We start from the raw sequence: 19,024 nt of genomic DNA on the forward strand, positions 1-19,024 counted from the left end.
ACACCCTCAGGCATTTTCGGTGGCTTTGGGATATTGAAACTCAGTGAGTTCCTCCGAAACTGCCCAGAGCTTCTCTTGCACCTTTTCGTCAATAGCTAGACCGGAAAGCTTGATTGGGGTTGGGGCGCCCCACATGCCAAAGCGCGGACCGAGGAAGGTGCAGGCGGGAAGGTCAGGGTTTGTGGCTACCATCATCTGAGGGCGAGCGCCAAATGAGACGGGCCGTGCCATTACACGGGACAACCATCCGCCAATGCCAATAGATTGTTGCCGCTCTGTCGCCGCAAGGCCGGGATGAGCAGACATAGACTTAGCGGATGAGCCAGCCGCATCAAATCGGCGTTGCAAAGCAGACATGAACAGGAGATTGGCAAGTTTACTCTCTGCGTAGCTGCCAATCCGTGCATATGGGCGGTTTTCCCAATGCAGGTCATCAAAGTTCATTTTTGCAGCTTTGTATGCACCACTGGAAACGGTCACCACGCGTGCATCAGGTGTTGCAACGAGCGTTTCAAACAACAAACCAGTCAAAAGAAAGTGCCCTAGATGGTTGGTTGCGAAGTGAATTTCCCAACCTTCTTTGGTGCGTGCCAGCTCTTTCAGGTTCACGACACCTGCATTGCTGAGCAGAATATCCAGTCGGTCATGCTTGCTGCTGAAAACCTGAGCAAACTGGTGAATGTTGTCCCGGTCGGTCAGATCAAGCGGTATCACCTCCAGAGAAGCAGAACTCACCTTTTTGGTGAATCCTCGCCATTGCTGTCTCGCCTTTTTCAACGGACCGGCAAGCAATCACTACATGTGCACCGCTCTCAGCTAATTCCAAAGCAGATTGAAAATCGAGACCCACATTACCGCCCGTAACCACAGCCGTTTTGCCTGTAAGGTTTTGACTGTTTTTATTATTTGGCTGTTGTTGCAAAGTATCTCTCCTGAGATTGTCAAAATAACAAAACGCCGGTAGTTTATTTGGAGAGTTTGTGAGAGTCAATAACCGACCATTGGTCGTTTATGTGGTGTGCCGAAGAGTGATTGAGAATATGAGCGAAAAATCAAAGGCTTATAAGCGTGCGCGGACAGCGGAACATTTTGCTGAACGAGAGAAGATGATCCTCACATCAACGCGCATCTTGATGGATAGAGAAGGTATTGAAAACACGAGTCTTTCCGCTGTTGCGCGGGAGGTTGGCCTCGCAAAATCCAGTCTCTATCGATACTATGAAAGCCGGGAGCAAATTCTTGTCGCGCTGCTTCAGGAAGAGGCAGATCTCATGATTGCCGACTTCGAAAAGTCCCTGAGTGAGCCTAAAAGCCAACGAGATCTCAAAGGTATTGCAAAGCTTTGGGCCAAGGTGTGCTTTGCGCATCCGCGCTTGTGTTTGTTGGTCAGCCAGCTTTCGCCAATTCTGGAGCACAATCTCTCAACAGAGCGCATTGTAGAAGCGAAGCTGCAGTTCCTGCATCGCCACCGACAGATGGCAGAGATATTGACCGCTGCCCTTCCACACATGAGTGAGGCAGGAGCTCTTGCAGCAGTCCAGTACGTTTTCACAATTGTTGCAGGGCTTTGGCCGATGAAAGCAGACCGCAAAAATTCGCTGGCAGCGCTGGAGCATCCTGAACTGGCTCATTTGAAGATGAACTTTGAGGATACGCTGGCCAGCGCTATCGAGCTGTGCTTGCTCGGTATTCTGGCGAAAGAGCAGAACTGGGAGCCGGTGTTGGAATAACAGCGGCTACTGCCGCTGCCTCAACCGTTTCTTTATCTGACGCTTTTCCCAATCGCCACCAAAGGGATTGATGACCTCGAACACACTCAAACCATGAGCAACAAGGCCGATGCCAAACCCAAAAGCAACCCACAGGAACCAGAGGTAACCCGGCGATGTGAGCAGGTTCAGCACCGCCAGAGCTGTAATCACAACGGCGTACTGGATCAGGTTCATGTAAAAGCTTCGTATATCCCGCACATACTCCATAGCTTCCTGCTCCCTGCCGGAAAGCTCGGGTAAAATTCCATTGGATGCTGAGGGCATGTCCTGTTCCTTCCTGAGATCACCAAAATCCGTGTCCAGAGCAGAAGCAATGCATTTCAGGGTTTCGGGGCTCGCATTCGCGCCGCGCTCGATACGCTGCAGTGTCCGCGTGCTGATACCTGCCATGTGTGCGAGCTGCTCCTGAGAGAGCCCTTTTTCAATGCGTAATTTTCTGACAATCACGGAAAAATTCCTGTTCTTCAACTAGGAGCAATCTGGAAGCTTCTTAAATAAAATACCACGACAAACAGCCGACATGACCACGACACGAGCAGGACATTTAAATCTAACGCCCTGTAAAATAACAAAATATATTCAGAGCATCGTCCGAAGCACTTTCACCAGTGTGGTACATTCTTCAGAGGTTCCGATAGAAATACGCAGCCAGTCGTTGATCTGCTCTTTCTTGAAGTGCCGAACCAGAATGCCGTGGTCTCGCAAGTCGGCATGTAACCGCTCCGCCGGAACATGCGCGTGAGAGGCGAAAATGAAGTTTGTTGAAGATGGCAGCACCGTAAAGTCGAGCGCCTGAAGGTTCTCGGTGAGCTTCTCTCTATCTGCAACAATCTGGTCGCGTGTCTTTTCAAACCACTCCGTGTCCTCCCAGGCAGCAAGTGCGCCTGCAAGTGAAAGCCTGTCGAGGGGATAGGAGTTGAAGCTATCCTTGACCCTGTGCAATCCCTCAATCAAATGCGGTTGCCCCACGGCAAACCCAACACGCATTCCTGCAAGGCTGCGGGACTTTGAGAAAGTCTGCACCACGAGCACGTTGTCGTAATCTGGTACAAGCTGAGCCGCGCTTTGCCCACCAAAATCGATGTAAGCCTCATCAACAAGAACCACCACATCCGGGTTTGCCTTGAGGATTGCCTCGATATCCTCCAATGGCATGGCAAGACCGGTTGGCGCATTCGGATTTGCGATGACCGCACCGCCACAAGTCCTGGAAAAGTCGCTGGGGTTGATACGGAAGTCATCGCCGAGAGGCATCAGCCGATGTTCAATCGAGTAAAGCTTACAATAGGTTGGATAGAACGCGTAGGTGATCTCCGGAAAGAGAATTGGATCTTTCCCGCTGAAGAAGGCATGAAACGCATGCGCCAACACCTCATCACTGCCATTGCCTGCAAAGATATGGTCAGAAGTCAGCTGAAGAGAGGATGCAATACTCGCTCTCAGGTCAGAAGCAGACGGGTCAGGATATAACCGTAACGCATCGCCTGTGGCCGCAGCAATTGCTTCTAATGCACGCGGAGAAGGCCCCCATGGGTTCTCATTGGTATTCAGTTTGATAAAGGTCTTTTGCTTTGGTTGTTCACCCGGGATGTAGGGTTCCAGTTTTTGGACAATCGGGCTCCAGAACCTGCTCATATCTCAATCCAATCTCAGCAAACCGCAATCAATCGTGCATCTTTAAATTCGTGGATCCTAAGAGCGCTTGGACAATGCGTCATTCAAAACGCACTGCATGCGATAATAGGTTTCCACCTCTTCCTCGGAAAATACCTTCGCGAACTCTTCTATCCGTTTCATCTCGGCCTTGCGAACTTTTTTAATCAGCGCTTTGCCTGATGGTGTCAAACAATAGAACACGGAACGCTTGTGCCGCGGATTGCTCACTTGTGCTACTTGCTCCTTGTCCAGCAATTCTTTGAGGACCTTGGCCACAAACTGGCGCTTCAGCTGCAGAAAATCAGTGAGTTGTGGCGCTGTTGCCTGCTCCAAAGCAAGCGCAGCTTCCAGCACAGCACGCTGACCGACAGTTAGATCGGTTCCTTCAAGATCCGCCTCAACCCGATTGCTAATGGTACGGAGTAACGGTCGGGTCATCTGAATGCCAGCATAAAGCATTTCGGGTTTGGATTCTGGTTTTTTAAGCATTTGATTTACTTGCTTTAATTCGTTTTATTGTCAATAAAATTGACAAATATCGTGTTCTGACTTACGTCTACCCTACAGATTTTCAGGTGATCTCAAAGGAAAATGAGTACAGATCATGGGTTTTAAAAATCTTGCAGAGCGGCAAATCCTAAAAGCACAAGCAGAAGGGCAGCTGAATAATCTTGAGGGAGAAGGTAAGCCGCTGCCAGCACGTGCACCCGGTTCTCTTGATACAGCTGCAGGCATGAGGATCATGGCTGATGCCGGGGCTGTACCTCGCGAGATTGAATTGAAGAAAGAGATAGATGCTCAGCGGCTTGTTGTTCAAAAAGCTGTAGGCACGCCAGATTGGAAATCCGAAATGGCAAAACTGGCAGACCTGCAACTCCGTCATGCGATCGAGCAGGAAGCCCGAAAAAAGTTTTTCACATGAGTTGCCGAGCGCATTCCAAATGTATGCGCTAAGCAAAACCTGATGGTTGCCGATATTCTACGTACTAGGAAAGTCCACAGGGGCGAGATGGTACAACATCTCCAAGCCGTATCAGCTTGTGAACTCAGAGAACGCTTCAACCACATCCAGATAGACTTGGTGCTTGAACGGGATCACAAGGCCGGCAAGGTTCTCGGCTTTTTCCCAGCGCCACTCACAAAACTCCTGCGCATGCCCGTCAGGTGGAGTCAGGATGTTGATTTCGCTGTCATCACCATCAAAGCGGAATGCAAACCAACGTTGTGTTTGGCCGCGATACTTAGCCTTGCGTACTTGGCGTTGAATTTCCTCAGGGAAATCGTAGGAGAACCAGTCAGGTGCTTCTGCCAGTAATGTGATGGACTTCACAGAGGTCTCTTCATAAAGCTCACGCTCCGCAGCTTCCAGCGGGTCTTCCCCTTTGTCCAGCCCACCCTGCGGCATCTGCCAGGCAAACTCTTCTGGAATTGGCTGCTTGTCTCCATAGCGTTTGCCAGCCCAGACAAGCCCATCCCTATTGATAAGCATGATGCCAACACAAGGGCGAAAAGGAAGAGCGCTGTAATCGGTCATGTCTGGTCCAATAAAGAGAGTTGAGTACGTAGTCCCGAAAACCGGAGCTATCTTTCGGGACTACGCGCAGAAGAAAGATTGGAGCATGATGCGTGAGTTCATATGAACGCAACAGGCTCTAGCGTGTGGAATTGATAGCAGAGCTGATTGGAACGAGAGAAAGACCACGCTCCTCCAGTCGCTGCGACCACGCCTCCAACGCATTCAACGTAACAGGGAAAGCAGTCGCAGTTGCGACGGCAATGCCGCGTTGACGAGCAATTGTTTCCAGTTCCAGCAACTGTGTACCAATGGCTTCGGCGCTCAGGTTCTGGTCCAGAACCAGATCGGCCTGCACAAATGGCACTTTCTGCGTCCCGGCAACCTCGCTTGCTCTGGAGCGGGGAGACGAACCGTCATCAACATACATCAGACCACGATCACGAACCTTGCTGAGGAACTCACTCATACGGGTCTCGTTAGAGGTGAAACGGTCGCCCATGAAATTGACAAGCCCTACATAATTGCTGGTCTGCCCAAGAACCCAGGAGAGGCGCTCCTCGTTCTGCTTCCTGTCCAGATTGGTCAACAGGCTTTGCGGGCCAGCGTCGTTGTCAGGATAATCAAACGGCTCCATTGGAGCTTGAAGAAGCACTTCATGCCCAGAAAGGCGTGCGGATTTCATCCAGCTGTTGATGTCATCACCATATGGAGAAAGCCCCAAAGAGATGTCAGCCGGAAGATCCTCAATGGCCTTGAGCGTCATATCGGAGTTGAGCCCGATACCATTGATCAAAATAGCAATCCGCGCCTGTGTCAGCGCTGCAGGGTTAGGCCGCCGTGCATAGACATCCAGCGGGCGAATACCCTCAGCAGAGATCTTAGGAAGGGAGCCGAACTTGTTGGGCTCAAGCAGCTGATCAATTGGGTCGGTAGAAAGCGACTCGCTTGAGAAGCCACCATCCAGCCCCTCATAATCAACACGCCGGGCCAAGTCGACGAGTGATGTTGGTCCACTGGCCTGATCCTGCGCGTTTGCACCAGCCGGACGAGAGGGACGATAGCTGCCATCCTGTCCAAAGCCATTGGCATTAAACTGGTCAGACCCAATCTGGGCCAGTTGAGAACCATCCGGTAGGTCAACAATCTCGATATCACTGGGAGCAACACCATCAAGAGCACTGGAAAGCTCGATAGTCGCCATCGGCTCGCCACCGTTGGGATCGTCAACAATGCCGATCCAGATAAAACCGGTGGTGAAAATAACAGTCATGATGGCGACACCAATCAGGCCGAGCGGCAATCGCCCGATGCTCCGACGCTTGTTCATTCCAAGCGGAGCTGTCAAATCGCTCCTAACCATTGGTGCCCCCACCCTGTCATAAAATTCCGCCGCGCCAAACGAAGGTTTAGCGCGGCGTCCTTAATCACTTTATAGCATATCCCCGAAATGTGGCTACCGGTTTTCGGAGGGGTATATGCCTGAAAACAAATAGATAGAAATCGAGCGCTTCAGATGAAGCGCTCGATACTCTGAATTATTTGGATTCGTTTGCTGCACTGTCTGCACTTGGTGGGAAGGCTGCATCAGTCTTCTCGCCGCGGAGCAGGGATTTTGCCAGGTTCAGCTGTACATCTTTGTCTTTGTCCTGTGGCACGTAAGCCTGACTACCAGAACCTTCATCGCCTTCTTCAGCCTGAAGGTGACCACGCAGACCTGCTTCGCCTTTGGTTTCAGCACGGCCTTTCAGCTCATCAGGCAGTTCCTGCAAGGAAATGATGTCAGGGCGGATACCCTTAGCCTGAATGGAGTTGCCAGACGGTGTGTAATAACGAGCAGTTGTCAGACGAATAGCACCATTCGCACCAAGTGGAATGATGGTCTGTACAGAGCCTTTACCGAAGGAACGTGTACCCAGAATAGTTGCGCGGCGATGATCCTGTAGAGCTCCGGCTACAATCTCGGAAGCTGACGCAGAACCACCATTCACCAGAACGATCACAGGCGCGCCTTCAGTCAGGTCACCATTGCGAGCGTTATAGCGCTGGGTCTCTTCAGCATTACGGCCACGGGTAGAAACAATTTCACCACGGTTCAGGAACGCATCAGAAACAGCAATCGCCTGATCCAGCAAACCGCCTGGGTTGTTGCGCAGATCCAGCACAAAGCCCTTCAGATTATCTTCGCCGATTTCAGCAGTCAGCTCATCAACAGCGTTTTCCAGACCATCAAAGGTCTGTTCGTTAAACTGCGTGATGCGGATGTAACCGATGTCATCTTCTTTGTTCCAGCGAACAGAGCGAATGCGGATCACATCACGGGTGATGGTGATATCGGTTGGTTCGTTGATACCTTCACGGCGCACTGTAATGACGATGTCTGTGTTCACCAGACCGCGCATTTTCTCGACAGCCTCATTCAAGGTAAGGCCCATAACCTGTTCCCCATCAAGGTGGGTAATCAGGTCACCTGCCTGTACGCCTGCTTTGTAAGCCGGAGTGTCGTCGATAGGAGCAACAACCTTCACAAGGCCGTCTTCCATGGTCACTTCAATACCAAGGCCGCCAAACTCGCCGCGGGTCTGCACCTGCATATCGCGGAAGCTCTTTGGAGGCAGATAGCTGGAGTGCGGATCAAGGCTGGTGAGCATGCCGTTGATAGCGGTCTCGATCAGCTTGGAGTCAGCTGGCTCCTCTACATAATCAGAGCGCACACGTTCAAACACGTCGCCAAACAGATTGAGCTGATTGTAGGTATCAGGAGACGCAGCAGAAGCTGGTTCAGCAAATCTGAATGGTGCCTGAGAATATGTTACGACCGCCGTAGCCCCCATGACTACGCCAACCAACAAAAGCGATGCTTTCCGTATCATCCGCGAACCTTTTCGTTTTCGGCGCGTGACCACCATGGGTTGGGGTCGATTGCAGTGCCGTCTTTCCTGAATTCTACATATAAAACCGGCTGGTCCAAACTAAAATTAAGGTTATTAGCGCTTGCGAGGCGCGTTTCTCCCATTTTAGCGATTGGCTCTCCAGCTAGAATAAACTGCCCTAACTCCACCATGACATCGTCCAGCCCGGACATAAGGACATGGTATCCGCCGCCTGCATTAACAATTACCATCTGCCCGTAAGAGCGGAAATCCCCTGCATACACCACCCAACCATCAGTGGGGGAGGTGACCTGGGCATTCGGGCGTGTCGCAATGGATTGGCCAGTCGTTACGTTGCCAAAACCATCTGCAACCCCAAAGTCTTGCAGGAGCGTTCCAGACACCGGATCAGGCAAAAGCCCAAGGGTATCCGAAAAAGCAACAACCGGTTTCAATCGGCTCGGATCAGCAAACGGATCACCGGAGGCGATCCGGTTTTGCCGCTCAATGTCCGCAAGTCGCGCTGCTTCTGCCGCACGACGGCTGCTATCCACTTCTCTTTCAAGGTTAGCAAGCAACTCTTTCAAAGAGGTTGCCTTTTCGGCAAGTTCCCTGGCGCGAGCCTTCTCGGCTTCCAGCGCTGCAAGGCTCTCCTGCCGTGCTGCCTTCTTCTTTTCTAAAAGCAATTCAACACGATGGCGCTCTTCCGCCATCTGTATTGCACCACTTCGAACCCGGTTGCGCTCTGCTTCAATTTTTGCTCGAAGCCGAGACAATTCAGCAAGATCACTCGCCAGCGCTTCCGCCTCAATCCGCACTTCCGGCATGATTGAGTTGAGCAGGATCGCACTGCGTACCGCACCAAGAGCATCCTGAGGACGCACGACCATTGCTGGCGGCGGGCGATGACCGATCCGTTGCAAAGCGCTTAAAACTTCAGCTAAAACATCTTTACGTTCATTCAATGACGCCCGGACAGATTGCTCATTTTTTCTATGCCGGCCCAAACGCGCTTCAGTGGCTTCCAACTGGTTTTCCAGTTTCTTCATGCGCTCACCGGTACGGATCAACTCTCCGCTCAGGCTCTCGCCATCACGCTCCAGCGCACGAATGGATCTCTGAATTTCTTCACGTTTTTCTTTGGAGAGGGAGATATTCTCATTCAGGCTGCGAAGCTCTTTTTCCCGTTCCTTTTTTTGGAGCAGGGCAATCGCAGCCGGATCTTCGGGATCAATCTTGCCATCTTCAATTTTAAAGGAAACGTTCGTCAGTTTTTGCGCAGTACTTTGCAGCGGCAGAACAAGCGCTACCGCAAAAAACAAGGCAAAGCTTGTCACCAATCGGAGGATCAGGTTTCCCCTAAGACGCAACAACTGAACTCCCAAAGTGCAGCGCAGAGCAAAACGCTGACCTTAATACTAAAATATCGACGTAGACCAACCCTGCAAAACAACAGGCACGCAGCCCCAAAGTTAACGCCGAGGATAATGCTCCAGACAGCGTTAAGGAAGTGTCAACCACGTTGAAGGCTTAGCGACTTCCAATAAAAACATCAATATCTACACTGAACCCTCAGCCGAGCGAGGTTCAAGGAGCAAACGGAATGCAGCTACTTATTTGAAAGAAACAATAAGTGATTGTATCTTCTTTATTAGTCAGTCTCGCGCGGGTCGGAAAATGCCGCCATGCATGCCGCATTAAGGTCTTTGTGTAGTGCGTGTTTCTTAGGGTCAACAGCTTCGATTTTCTGTCTATCCTTTGCCCAGCTGGTGTTGATTGACCAGAAATGACACATCCTACCTGCTTTGAGAAAAGGTCTAAGTCTAGAAAAGAATGGATGAAATAAAGCTTGATGCTTCGGCTCAGGCCTAATCCCGTGAGCTTTGAACTGCATACCCCGAGGTATCCTTGAAGGAACAGCAACCCATTTGGGATTTGTTTTCGAGGGGGGATTGCTTGTGTACTGGAACATGAAGTGACGACGGTTTTCGATTGATGCTAGTTTTTCAGGCGCAAGTTGAGTTGCGGGCTCAATCCAGGTTCCACGAAGCATGTAATATCCAAGGAAGCTCTTTTTGACATGATCAAAAATGGACTGCCTATCGTCGCAGATGATAAGTTCATCAATGTCACAGAACAACAGTGCTTCTGAAGTCTGTACGTATTTCCAACGAACTAGCTGTAGTATTGATCTTTGCAGGAATTTGATTTCATGAGGATATGGTGGCCCATATTTAAATGGGGCGTGAACTATCTCATGTTCAATATCTAAGTCAGCGTCTTCAATGGCACGATGAATATTTTGTGCGTGTTCAAGGTCAATACTATTCTCGAATAGTACAACAGCATTTGCGCCATGATTTACTACATGAAATTTTATCCAGTCTAAAATCCACGGAATTGGAGTGTCTACGCACAAAGTTGAAAGTACGCGCTTTCCTTTGAAACGCGAGGAGGTTTCTTGCGCCACTTTTAGCTCAACCTGGACATTGTTCATTTCCATTACGAGAGAGGTAATTTCTTTGTCCACTGGAACCTTGATCCAAATTTCATGGACCCGCTTTAGTTTCCTCTGTTTTACTTTCAGTTTTTTGCCTTCAAGAAAGAACTTCGCAGCAGAGAGCTCTTTCTCATATCCAATTGGTTTAGGACCGATAAGAATTATGTGCTGACAATCATGCGATCTGAAAACATCATAAAAAAGTGTAGTAGTGTCGTATTTATCTCTATGCTCAGAAAAGCTGCGTCCCTCCATTTTAGGAAATATTCTCTTCAAGCCGAATGGCTTAAGGTGTATGGAGCGGTCAAGTAATTGTGTAAGCATACAAAAATTTACTTCTGATCTAAGCATAAGATACATGCTTGATTAATAATATTCCGCCAACTTAGACAGACATGTAGGATGTGTTTTCCCATTAACAACCAAATTAGTGGGGGTTTTGTATTGTTAAAGAGAGGTAACCTCCGCACCATTCACGCCCGATGATACGGATGCCCTGTCAGTATGGTGATTGCGCGGTAGATTTGCTCGCCGCACAGGATCCGGACGAGTTGGTGTGGCCATGTCATGGAGCCCAGAGCGAGCTTCAGGTCTGCGCGTTGCAGCAGTGCCTGGCCGTGGCCGTCGGCTCCGCCAATGGCGAGCACCATATCCGAAATACCCTGATCGGCCCAACCGCCAACCTTTTTGGCAAAGGCTTCGCTGGAAAGTGCCTTGCCGTGCTCATCCAGTGCAATCAGGATCGCACCGGAAGGAAGCGCATTGAGCAACAGTTGCGCTTCTTCGTCTTTTCGATCACTCGTACGGGCAGCCCGGCTCTCTGAAAATTCGACCACGGACACAGAAGTAATGCCAACGGAACGGCCAGCTTTGCGGGCTCGGTCCAGATAGCGTTCAAGCATGTCCTTTTCCGCGCCAGCTTTCATTTTGCCGACGCAGGCAATCGTGACTTTCATAAAGTCTCCGGGATTAGATCGTAGTGACCCACAAAAAGATCTCATGCAGATGGAGCAGCACCTGCATCAGCGGCATTTGCCCAGACTCCCTCATTCCCCCAAAGGGGCAGAGAATTGACTGGTGTAATAGTCAGTGCTTCAAAGAAGCACTGATACTATCCGATGAACTGCGTCGGTGCAGAGCTATCCGCAGACCACATTTTTTCTACATTGTAGAAACTGCGGACTTCTGGGCGGAAAATGTGAATGATTGCATCACCGATATCGATGAGCACCCAGTCACAATGCGGCATGCCCTCAACGCGAGCGTTACCGTAGCCAGCATCTTTCAGATCACGGAGCAGGTAGTCGGCAACAGCACCCACATGGCGATGAGAGCGGCCAGAAGCCACAACCATGTGATCAGCCAGAGCAGATTTGCCTGTAAGATCTAGAGATACGATATCCTCAGCCTTGGAATTCTCCAGGCTGTTGAGGATCAGTGCAAGCACGTCCCCCTCATTGGTGGGATCATGCGGTTGAAGAGGAGCGATGGTGTCCGTCCCTTCATGTTGAGTTGTCATGGTCAGCTTAAGAGCCCTCGCCATGGTTAGAGAAAGCAGTACTCTGCCGGTCGAAAAGCCTGAAATGCACAAACTCAAGCCTTCCGTCAAGAAGAATACTCAGGTCCCTATGGCATTTTCAAGACACTACTTGCCGTAAAAAGCGTAAAGTTACCCTCGGGTGTGTCCTCTATTCCTCAGGAGGGTGGAAGAGGTTTCATCCAGCGGACCACGTAAAATGGTCCAGCACGGGGCTTTGCACTCAGGCAGTTGGTCTGCACTTTTTTCTTTTAATTGAGCAAAGGCATACCTTTGGCAAACTTGAGCGGAAAGAGACGAAAGGGTCGCTTTGGGCCGGTCAACAATTGCCACAGGCACCCCTTCTATAATGCTCTGCCAGTTTTGCCAATGGTGAAAATTGGAGAGATTGTCTGCACCCATAACCCAGACAAAATTCAGATGCGGTCTGCGCAGCTTTAATTGCTCCACCGTACTTGCCGTGTAAGAGGTGCCAAGTACCTTCTCATAGGCCGTCACCTTCATGCGTGGATGTCGTGCCAAAGCCTGCGCAGCGGCAACACGTTCTTCCAGGGGCGCGAGGTTTCGGTGAGACTTCAGTGGGTTTCCGGGCGTGACCAACCACCAGATCTGATGCAGGTTCAAGCGCCGCAACGCCGTCTCCGCCACCATAAGATGGCCGGGATGTGGGGGATTAAACGACCCGCCAAACAAACCAATGCGATTGCCCGGTGCAGCATAGGGAAGGCGCATCCAGTCTGGTTGCACAATCCCAAGCTTGCCGTGGCTATCGCCCATTGTGGGGTCGGGGTTCGTCATGGACGTGTTTGGCCGTTCCCGCGAACCACGTATTTGAAGCTGGTCAGCTGTTCCACACCAACAGGTCCGCGTGCATGCATGCGGCCAGTTGCGATGCCAATTTCGGCGCCCATGCCAAACTCACCACCATCTGCAAACTGTGTGGATGCATTGTGAAGAACGATAGCCGAGTCCACTTCTGCAAGGAATTTGCGGGCCGCAATCTGGTCTTCTGTGATGATGCAGTCCGTGTGATTGGAACCGTAGATCCCAATATGCTCAATCGCATCTTCCAGACCGCCAACAATCTTCACAGAGATGATCGCATCTAGATATTCAGTCGACCAGTCGTCATCAGTCGCCTCAGAAGCGGTTGGGCAAAGCATCATAACGTCTTCATCACCGCGTATCTGGCAGCCCTTCTGTTGAAGAGCAGCAAGAATTGGCGGCAAAATGGTTGCTGCCACAGCTTCATCAACCAGTAGCGTCTCGGCAGCACCACAAATGCCCGTCCGGCGCATCTTGGAATTGACGCTGATTTCAATCGCCTTATCCAGATCAGCCTTTTTGTCGATGAAGATATGAACCAGACCTTCCAGATGCGCAAACACAGGCACACGGGCCTCATCCTGAACACGTGCAACAAGGCTCTTGCCACCACGTGGAATGATTACATCAAGATTACCGTCCAGGCCTTTCAGCATTTCACCAACAGCAGCACGGTCTTTCACCGGCACAATCTGTATGGCATCTACCGGCAGTCCGGCGTCTGCAAGGCCAGCCTGCAAAGCTTTATAGATAGCAAGGTTGGAGTTGATGGTGTCAGAACCACCGCGCAGCACAACAGCATTACCAGCCTTCAGGCACAGTGCTCCTGCATCCGCAGTCACGTTCGGGCGGCTCTCATAGATAACGCCAATCACACCAAGAGGCGTGCGAACGCGAGAGATGTCCAGACCGTTCGGGCGTTTCCAGTCCGCAATCGTAGAACCGACAGGGTCGTCCAGCTTGGCAATGTCTTCCAGCGCGCAGGCAATGGCCTCAATGCGCTCTTCGTTCAATGTGCCGCGATCAACAAAGGATGCCAGCTGACCATTGGCCTGCATGCTCTCCAGATCAATCGCATTCGCTTTGAGGATCTCAGGGGTTGCAGAGCGAACGGCAGCTGCCATCGCTTCCAGGCCTTTGTTCTTCTGGCTTGTGGGGGCAATGGCTAGAGTACGTGCAGCAGCGCGTGCTTGTCTGCCAAGAGTTGCCATCAGGTCGCGAACATCGGTGTTGTCCGCATTTGCCACTTCAGAAGTATTCAGCATCTGCAAAACCCTTAAGTCATCACTGGTTGAACTTGGTCAACCTAAACAGTTTCTATGAATTGTCCAAATCAGATGTAGAGAGCACAAGGTCGTCCGTATGGACCATTTCTGCCCGTCCCGGATAGCCAACAATGGCTTCAATTTCTTTGCTGTTGCGCCCGATGATGAGAGAGGCCTCACCGTAATCATAGGCCACAAGGCCGCGACCCACATCATGCCCGTCCACATCTATTATACGCACAGCATCACCACGTGTGAATGTGCCATCCACTTTGGTCACCCCTGCTGGCAGCAGGCTCTTGCCCGCCTTCACAGCTTTCAGCGCACCTGCATCCAGCTGAATGGTGCCATGCGGCTTCAGGTGACCGCTGATCCACGTTTTGCGGGCGCGGGCGGGTGAGGATGGAGCAGGGAACCATGTCGCCCGTGCGCCATTTTCAATCGCGTTGAGTGGGTTCATGGTCTTGCCACTGGCAATGATCATGGATGTACCAGCGCTCTGCGCAATCTTGGCTGCATCAATCTTGGTCTTCATGCCGCCAGAGGAGAAGGCTGTTCCCGGCGCTCCGGCCATAGCCTCAATCTCCTGCGTCACCTGAGGGACCTCAGGCAGGAAAATGGCATCAGGATCTGTCTGCGGAGCGGCGGTGTAAAGCCCGTCCACATCAGACAGCAGCACAAGAAGATCCGCACTCGCCATGGTCGCCACACGGGCGCCCAGACGGTCGTTATCGCCATAGCGGATCTCAGAGGTCGCAACGCTGTCATTCTCATTGATGATCGGGACAGCGCCCATCTTCAGCAGAGTGCCAATCGTCTCGCGCGCATTGAGGTAACGGCGACGCTCTTCCGTGTCGCCGAGCGTCAGCAGAATCTGGCCAGCCGTTAAACCACGCGCACCGAGAATTTCAGAATACGCCTGAGCAAGTGCAATCTGGCCCACAGAAGCGGCGGCTTGCGCCTGCTCCAGTTTGAGCGGACCAGCTGGCAGACCAAGCACACCACGACCAAGAGCAATGGAACCGGAAGAGACCACCAGCACTTCTTTCCCAGCTTCGGAAAGAGCCTGAAGGTCATCTGCCAGCGATTCCAGCCACTCACGCTTCAACCGGCCTTTTTCTACCAGAAGGGCAGAGCCGATTTTGACGGTGATGCGCTTATAGTCGCTCAGACTTCGAGCCATTACGGGCGCCACTCCTCAATTCCATCAGAAGGAATGGCATTGGCCTCGTCTTGCTTATCCTTGTCAATTGCACGAATGATCATGCGCTGAGCAGTGTCGATGTTTTCACCACTAGCAGACGAAATGATCAAAGGCTTCTGACCGCAGGCTTCTTCAAGAGACTTAAAGCGCTCTTCGCGCAGCTCTTCTGTCAGTGCATCTGCTTTGGAAAGACAAACAATCTCAGCCTTCTCATCCAAGCCATGGCCATAAGCTTCCAGCTCACCGCGAATGGTGCGGTAAGAATCTGCCGGGTCTTCTTCGCCAGAGCCATCCACCAGATGCAACAGAACGCGAGTCCGCTCCACGTGGCCAAGGAAACGGTCGCCAAGACCATGACCTTCGTGTGCACCACGAATGAGTCCCGGAATGTCAGCGAGCACAAAGCCGCGATTGTCGAGTTCACACACACCCAGGTTCGGGTGCAGCGTGGTGAACGGATAATCCGCAATCTTTGGGCGTGCTGCTGATACAGCGGAGAGGAAGGTGGATTTGCCAGCGTTTGGCAGACCCACAAGGCCAGCATCCGCAATCAGCTTCAGGCGCAGCCAGATCCACTTTTCTTCACCTTCAAGACCAGGGTTCGCATGGCGCGGTGCCTGGTTGGTTGAGGATTTGAAGTGCGCGTTACCGAAACCGCCATTACCACCTTTCAGAAGCAACAAGCGCTGACCAATCTCGGTCATGTCCGCCTGAACGGTCTCGTTGTCTTCTTCAAGAATCTGAGTGCCTACAGGAACACGAAGCACAACATCGTCGCCCTTGGCGCCGGTTCTGTTGCGGCCCATGCCATGCATGCCGATTTTTGCTTTGTAGTGCTGTGCGTAGCGATAGTCGATCAGTGTGTTGAGGCCATCAACGCACTCAACCCATACATCGCCACCACGGCCACCATCACCGCCGTCGGGTCCACCTTCGGCAACATATTTCTCACGGCGGAAGCTGACGCTGCCCGCGCCACCATCACCAGACTTTACAAAGATCTTTGCCTGATCGAGGAATTTCATTTTATTCTCTTTCGTCCACCTGTGACGTTCTTTGGAGGACGTCATAAAGCCCTATTGCGCTCCCGCCAAGGGCGGAACGGCAAATCTGGCTAATTTTATTGCTTAAGCGTGTTCCCGAAAAGTGTCTAGCGCTTTCCGGAAAAGAATAAGCAACCTGATTTATGGTTTACTGCCCTGAACAGCCAAAAGGCTCACGAACATCAATTCGCAAGCCTTTCAAAATCCAGATGCGCAAGAACAAATCTCTAAAGACAAGCTGCTTTAGAGACTGGACCGTCAGGCTGCAATCGCCTGCATTGATGTCCATCTGTCCCGGGTCAGCGTAACTGTGGTGTAATCCATTTTGAGATCGCCACGTGCGCGGTTCTTCTCTTTAGTCTCGCCAGTCACCTCAAACCCGTTCTTCTGAAGCACATTCAGAGACTTCGGATTAATGGTGAACAGGCCGGTGTTCATCGCAGCTGCATTCAGCCGGTTGAACACGTAATCGCAAACCAGGTTGGTTGCTTCACTGGCATAACCTTTACCCCATTGGGATTTAGCCAGCCAGTAACCGAGGTGCGGTGTTGTCGAGACATTGCGGATGCCAATGACGCCGACAAGGCCTTCGCCATTGTCGATCACCCAGTTGATCTCTTCGCTGTGAGATGTCGTGCGGCAATGGTCAAACCACCAGTCACCATCATCCTTTGTATAAGGATGCGGAACGACAGTCAGCATCTTGCTCACATCGAAATCATTCAAAGACGCATTATGAATATCAAAATCACTCTCGCGAAAATCGCGTAGGATCAAGCGCTCGGATTGTAACTCCGGGAACATGACAATCTCTTCTTATTCTTCTTGGAACGCTTGGCTTGTTGTCGCTGGCGCTCATTCTCTTAAGTACACGAAGATAGCGTCAAACCCGTCGAGCCATGTGCTCGCAACGCGCCGGTGCTATCCAACCCTTGCTTTTGGTTCCTGAAATCTCAAGTGAATCCCTGCCACGAGTGCTGGGTACGATCACAAAGGGACGAGGGAGCAAAAGGCTGTTGCCGCAACCTTGCTCAAAGACCCTATCCTGCCATCTGCTGAAAGTCGCGGAACGCATAAACAGGCGCGCCAGCCAGATCAGAGGAGCAGGACCCATCTTCAATTGCCCGATAAACACACACAGATCGGAGAATCAAAGGTGATCAATGCCTGCACCTTTATTCACAGGGGAACAAAGTAAGCAGGCAACAGCATCTTGGAGGTTTCAAAATCCGAGAGGAACTTAAAAACTTGGGGCGGTCACTATCTCGGACCACTCCCTATTGCAAGCGCTTAGAGCATGTTCATGGAATTTTTTTCACATAGTGAGGAATATTCGCACGAATATCGGCAAAACCCGCAATGCAACCACAAGGTGACCTAACATCGGGTTTTCCCTCAACTTTTATGCGTTTTGTGAAAACATCAGGGAATAAGTTAGGATTTGACTCAGTAAAAACACAGAGAATTTAAAAAAATTGGTTCTACAGGCATCAAATGGAAAGCTGGATCTTTACTTATCAGTCAATATGTGGAATGCCGTCTCTACGTTAAGACTATCGACACCCTGTCTCCTTTTTAGGCGTCAGTGCACTCGATTTCGCCCTGACGCAACCAAAGCCATCTGCATGTCGCAGCGGCACACTAACTAGGAGATATCACGATGGCTAAAGGCACCGTGAAATGGTTCAACAGCACTAAAGGTTTCGGTTTTATTGCACCTGAAGATGGAAGCAAAGACGTATTTGTTCACATCTCTGCAGTAGAGCGCTCCGGTCTGTCTACTCTGGCTGATGGCCAGGACGTAACTTACGAACTGGAAGCTGGTCGTGATGGCCGTCAGAGCGCTGTAAACCTCGAAACCGTATAATTCGAGCTGTTCAGTGAAAAAGAGCGCAGCAATGCGCTCTTTTTTTTGTCTGGAGTTTGGCCCAGACATCAATAAACCAACAATGAGATAGCCATCAGGCTTCCATTCAGCCAAAACGCCTCTCTTACAGAATACCATCCTCCCAAAATCCGGCTCCCAACATCATGCTTCGCCGTGATGTCAGCTGATGCCTCCACACTCCATTCCCTTGCAATCTTGTTTCTCCTCACCAAACTCACTAGAGCTTAGTGTAAGATACGGTATCGTACCCACGTGAGAGACGGAAAACCTGCATGGAATCAGAGAAAAAGGTATCACGCGGCGAAAAGCGGAAAAATGAGCTTTTAGAAATTGCAGCTGACGCGATCATCGAACTTGGCTATGCCAACACCTCGATGGATGAGATCGTCAGACGCGCCCGCGCCTCCAAAACCACAGTCTACAGACACTTCAAAAACAAAGAAGCAATGTTGGCAGAGATTGTCAGCAACTTGTCTGAAGGGCCTGTCCTCTCCATTAAACCTCTCGACTCAAACGAAGATGGCGGCTCCCGTCAGGAGCTTGAAGAGATTCTTTTTGTCTTTGGCAAGGCCGTTCTGACCCTCATCTATGATGACAGAACTCTGGGCCTTTGGCGCATGTTGATAGGTGAGGGCAGTCGCGCTCCTCATATTACCAAATCATTCTTCCAGCTTGGCCCCAAACGGGCAACCTCCAGCATTGCACAGCAGCTCCAACTGGCGAGCAGTCTGGGCATCGTCGCCATCGAACATCCTGAAAACGCAGCGGCCATCTTCATGGGTATGTTGCGCGAGGACACTCACCTCGCTCTTCTACTGGGCGTTCAATCCGCACCGACTCTACAGGAAATCTCAGATCATGTTCGCCAATGTGTGCATGATTTCATGAAAGCATATGGCGCCTGATCTCAGCCAGCGCCGACCAGCTGAAAACAGTCATGCTTGACGA

Annotated in this window: 21 protein-coding genes; 4 read left to right on the forward strand and 17 right to left on the reverse strand. The window is 51.1% G+C overall.

Translation table 11 applies throughout. From position 1 onward, the window contains the following. Positions 1-6: 6 nt before the first annotated feature. Positions 7-735: an SDR family NAD(P)-dependent oxidoreductase gene (locus PsAD46_RS03300; RefSeq protein WP_208981642.1), complete on the reverse strand. Its 729-nt coding sequence runs from the start codon at positions 733-735 to the stop codon at positions 7-9. Then, a complete protein-coding gene (locus tag PsAD46_RS28315) occupies positions 701-922 on the reverse strand; it encodes an SDR family NAD(P)-dependent oxidoreductase (protein ID WP_208981643.1) in 222 nt (73 codons plus the stop codon). The genes PsAD46_RS03300 and PsAD46_RS28315 overlap by 35 nt, the downstream gene beginning before the upstream one ends. A gap of 118 nt (positions 923-1,040) precedes the next feature. Between PsAD46_RS28315 and PsAD46_RS03305 the strand changes: the two genes are divergently transcribed. Beyond that, a complete protein-coding gene (locus tag PsAD46_RS03305; protein ID WP_063306117.1) occupies positions 1,041-1,730 on the forward strand; it encodes a TetR family transcriptional regulator in 690 nt (229 codons plus the stop codon). Between the two features lie 6 nt (positions 1,731-1,736). Here PsAD46_RS03305 and PsAD46_RS03310 read toward each other — a convergent pair whose 3' ends face one another. From PsAD46_RS03310 to PsAD46_RS03320, 3 genes are all read right to left on the reverse strand, one after another. Further along, positions 1,737-2,219 (reverse strand): helix-turn-helix domain-containing protein, encoded by a 483-nt coding sequence (locus tag PsAD46_RS03310; RefSeq protein ID WP_063294209.1) that lies wholly within the window; start codon positions 2,217-2,219, stop codon positions 1,737-1,739. A 132-nt stretch (positions 2,220-2,351) separates the two neighbouring features. After that, a complete protein-coding gene (hisC, locus tag PsAD46_RS03315; RefSeq protein ID WP_063306118.1) occupies positions 2,352-3,407 on the reverse strand; it encodes a histidinol-phosphate transaminase in 1,056 nt (351 codons plus the stop codon). Between the two features lie 57 nt (positions 3,408-3,464). Continuing rightward, complete coding sequence (locus PsAD46_RS03320) at positions 3,465-3,917, reverse strand: MarR family transcriptional regulator (protein WP_057462746.1); 453 nt, start codon at positions 3,915-3,917, stop codon at positions 3,465-3,467. Between the two features lie 115 nt (positions 3,918-4,032). On the opposite strand from PsAD46_RS03320, the gene PsAD46_RS03325 reads away from it, so the two are divergent. Then, positions 4,033-4,350 (forward strand): DUF1992 domain-containing protein, encoded by a 318-nt coding sequence (locus tag PsAD46_RS03325; RefSeq protein ID WP_063299458.1) that lies wholly within the window; start codon positions 4,033-4,035, stop codon positions 4,348-4,350. A 111-nt stretch (positions 4,351-4,461) separates the two neighbouring features. Here PsAD46_RS03325 and PsAD46_RS03330 read toward each other — a convergent pair whose 3' ends face one another. The 12 genes from PsAD46_RS03330 to PsAD46_RS03385 all read right to left on the reverse strand — a co-directional run bounded on the left by PsAD46_RS03330 (position 4,462) and on the right by PsAD46_RS03385 (position 16,992). Continuing rightward, the gene (locus PsAD46_RS03330) at positions 4,462-4,962 is read right to left on the reverse strand and encodes an RNA pyrophosphohydrolase (RefSeq protein ID WP_063299457.1); all 501 of its coding nucleotides are present in this window, start codon (positions 4,960-4,962) and stop codon (positions 4,462-4,464) included. 118 nt (positions 4,963-5,080) lie between these two features. After that, positions 5,081-6,304: a divergent polysaccharide deacetylase family protein gene (locus tag PsAD46_RS03335; RefSeq protein ID WP_208981644.1), complete on the reverse strand. Its 1,224-nt coding sequence runs from the start codon at positions 6,302-6,304 to the stop codon at positions 5,081-5,083. Between the two features lie 175 nt (positions 6,305-6,479). Next, the gene (locus PsAD46_RS03340) at positions 6,480-7,814 is read right to left on the reverse strand and encodes a S41 family peptidase (RefSeq protein WP_057462750.1); all 1,335 of its coding nucleotides are present in this window, start codon (positions 7,812-7,814) and stop codon (positions 6,480-6,482) included. Then, complete coding sequence (locus PsAD46_RS03345; protein ID WP_208981645.1) at positions 7,811-9,187, reverse strand: peptidoglycan DD-metalloendopeptidase family protein; 1,377 nt, start codon at positions 9,185-9,187, stop codon at positions 7,811-7,813. The genes PsAD46_RS03340 and PsAD46_RS03345 overlap by 4 nt, the downstream gene beginning before the upstream one ends. A gap of 278 nt (positions 9,188-9,465) precedes the next feature. Further along, positions 9,466-10,665, reverse strand: a complete 1,200-nt coding sequence (locus PsAD46_RS03350; protein WP_153040669.1) for a hypothetical protein — start codon at positions 10,663-10,665, stop codon at positions 9,466-9,468. Between the two features lie 122 nt (positions 10,666-10,787). Then, the gene (rlmH, locus tag PsAD46_RS03355) at positions 10,788-11,270 is read right to left on the reverse strand and encodes a 23S rRNA (pseudouridine(1915)-N(3))-methyltransferase RlmH (RefSeq protein WP_057461558.1); all 483 of its coding nucleotides are present in this window, start codon (positions 11,268-11,270) and stop codon (positions 10,788-10,790) included. A gap of 155 nt (positions 11,271-11,425) precedes the next feature. Further along, on the reverse strand, positions 11,426-11,833 hold the full coding sequence (gene rsfS / locus PsAD46_RS03360) for a ribosome silencing factor (protein ID WP_244271711.1): 408 nt from the start codon (positions 11,831-11,833) through the stop codon (positions 11,426-11,428). Positions 11,834-11,983: 150 nt separating this feature from the next. Beyond that, on the reverse strand, positions 11,984-12,628 hold the full coding sequence (locus PsAD46_RS03365) for a nicotinate-nucleotide adenylyltransferase (RefSeq protein ID WP_153040673.1): 645 nt from the start codon (positions 12,626-12,628) through the stop codon (positions 11,984-11,986). Positions 12,629-12,645: 17 nt separating this feature from the next. Continuing rightward, positions 12,646-13,941: a glutamate-5-semialdehyde dehydrogenase gene (locus PsAD46_RS03370; protein WP_063306119.1), complete on the reverse strand. Its 1,296-nt coding sequence runs from the start codon at positions 13,939-13,941 to the stop codon at positions 12,646-12,648. A gap of 52 nt (positions 13,942-13,993) precedes the next feature. After that, positions 13,994-15,124: a glutamate 5-kinase gene (gene proB, locus PsAD46_RS03375; protein ID WP_063294204.1), complete on the reverse strand. Its 1,131-nt coding sequence runs from the start codon at positions 15,122-15,124 to the stop codon at positions 13,994-13,996. After that, the gene (gene obgE, locus PsAD46_RS03380; protein WP_057461561.1) at positions 15,124-16,170 is read right to left on the reverse strand and encodes a GTPase ObgE; all 1,047 of its coding nucleotides are present in this window, start codon (positions 16,168-16,170) and stop codon (positions 15,124-15,126) included. Before obgE ends, proB begins: the two co-directional genes overlap by 1 nt. Positions 16,171-16,446: 276 nt before the next feature. Beyond that, positions 16,447-16,992 (reverse strand): GNAT family protein, encoded by a 546-nt coding sequence (locus tag PsAD46_RS03385; protein ID WP_063294202.1) that lies wholly within the window; start codon positions 16,990-16,992, stop codon positions 16,447-16,449. Positions 16,993-17,848: 856 nt separating this feature from the next. Here PsAD46_RS03385 and PsAD46_RS03390 point away from each other — a divergent pair. Further along, on the forward strand, positions 17,849-18,055 hold the full coding sequence (locus tag PsAD46_RS03390; protein ID WP_057461563.1) for a cold-shock protein: 207 nt from the start codon (positions 17,849-17,851) through the stop codon (positions 18,053-18,055). 293 nt (positions 18,056-18,348) lie between these two features. After that, positions 18,349-18,981, forward strand: coding sequence for a TetR/AcrR family transcriptional regulator (locus tag PsAD46_RS03395; RefSeq protein ID WP_057461564.1), 633 nt, complete (start codon positions 18,349-18,351; stop codon positions 18,979-18,981). Positions 18,982-19,024: the final 43 nt, after the last annotated feature.

It is taken from the genome of Pseudovibrio sp. Ad46 (assembly GCF_001623065.1).
Taxonomy (GTDB): Bacteria; Pseudomonadota; Alphaproteobacteria; order Rhizobiales; family Stappiaceae; genus Pseudovibrio.

Excerpts from the sequence above, each read along its gene's own strand:
- PsAD46_RS03305 (WP_063306117.1), top strand. The coding sequence starts at position 1,041 with ATGAGCGAAAAATCAAAGGCTTATAAGCGTGCGCGGACAGCGGAACAT.
- hisC (WP_063306118.1), bottom strand. The coding sequence starts at position 3,407 with ATGAGCAGGTTCTGGAGCCCGATTGTCCAAAAACTGGAACCCTACATC.
- PsAD46_RS03320 (WP_057462746.1), bottom strand. The coding sequence starts at position 3,917 with ATGCTTAAAAAACCAGAATCCAAACCCGAAATGCTTTATGCTGGCATT.
- PsAD46_RS03325 (WP_063299458.1), top strand. The coding sequence starts at position 4,033 with ATGGGTTTTAAAAATCTTGCAGAGCGGCAAATCCTAAAAGCACAAGCA.
- PsAD46_RS03330 (WP_063299457.1), bottom strand. The coding sequence starts at position 4,962 with ATGACCGATTACAGCGCTCTTCCTTTTCGCCCTTGTGTTGGCATCATG.
- PsAD46_RS03335 (WP_208981644.1), bottom strand. The coding sequence starts at position 6,304 with ATGGTTAGGAGCGATTTGACAGCTCCGCTTGGAATGAACAAGCGTCGG.
- PsAD46_RS03340 (WP_057462750.1), bottom strand. The coding sequence starts at position 7,814 with ATGATACGGAAAGCATCGCTTTTGTTGGTTGGCGTAGTCATGGGGGCT.
- PsAD46_RS03350 (WP_153040669.1), bottom strand. The coding sequence starts at position 10,665 with ATGCTTAGATCAGAAGTAAATTTTTGTATGCTTACACAATTACTTGAC.
- rlmH (WP_057461558.1), bottom strand. The coding sequence starts at position 11,270 with ATGAAAGTCACGATTGCCTGCGTCGGCAAAATGAAAGCTGGCGCGGAA.
- rsfS (WP_244271711.1), bottom strand. The coding sequence starts at position 11,833 with ATGACAACTCAACATGAAGGGACGGACACCATCGCTCCTCTTCAACCG.
- PsAD46_RS03365 (WP_153040673.1), bottom strand. The coding sequence starts at position 12,628 with ATGGGCGATAGCCACGGCAAGCTTGGGATTGTGCAACCAGACTGGATG.
- PsAD46_RS03370 (WP_063306119.1), bottom strand. The coding sequence starts at position 13,941 with ATGCTGAATACTTCTGAAGTGGCAAATGCGGACAACACCGATGTTCGC.
- proB (WP_063294204.1), bottom strand. The coding sequence starts at position 15,124 with ATGGCTCGAAGTCTGAGCGACTATAAGCGCATCACCGTCAAAATCGGC.
- obgE (WP_057461561.1), bottom strand. The coding sequence starts at position 16,170 with ATGAAATTCCTCGATCAGGCAAAGATCTTTGTAAAGTCTGGTGATGGT.
- PsAD46_RS03385 (WP_063294202.1), bottom strand. The coding sequence starts at position 16,992 with ATGTTCCCGGAGTTACAATCCGAGCGCTTGATCCTACGCGATTTTCGC.
- PsAD46_RS03390 (WP_057461563.1), top strand. The coding sequence starts at position 17,849 with ATGGCTAAAGGCACCGTGAAATGGTTCAACAGCACTAAAGGTTTCGGT.
- PsAD46_RS03395 (WP_057461564.1), top strand. The coding sequence starts at position 18,349 with ATGGAATCAGAGAAAAAGGTATCACGCGGCGAAAAGCGGAAAAATGAG.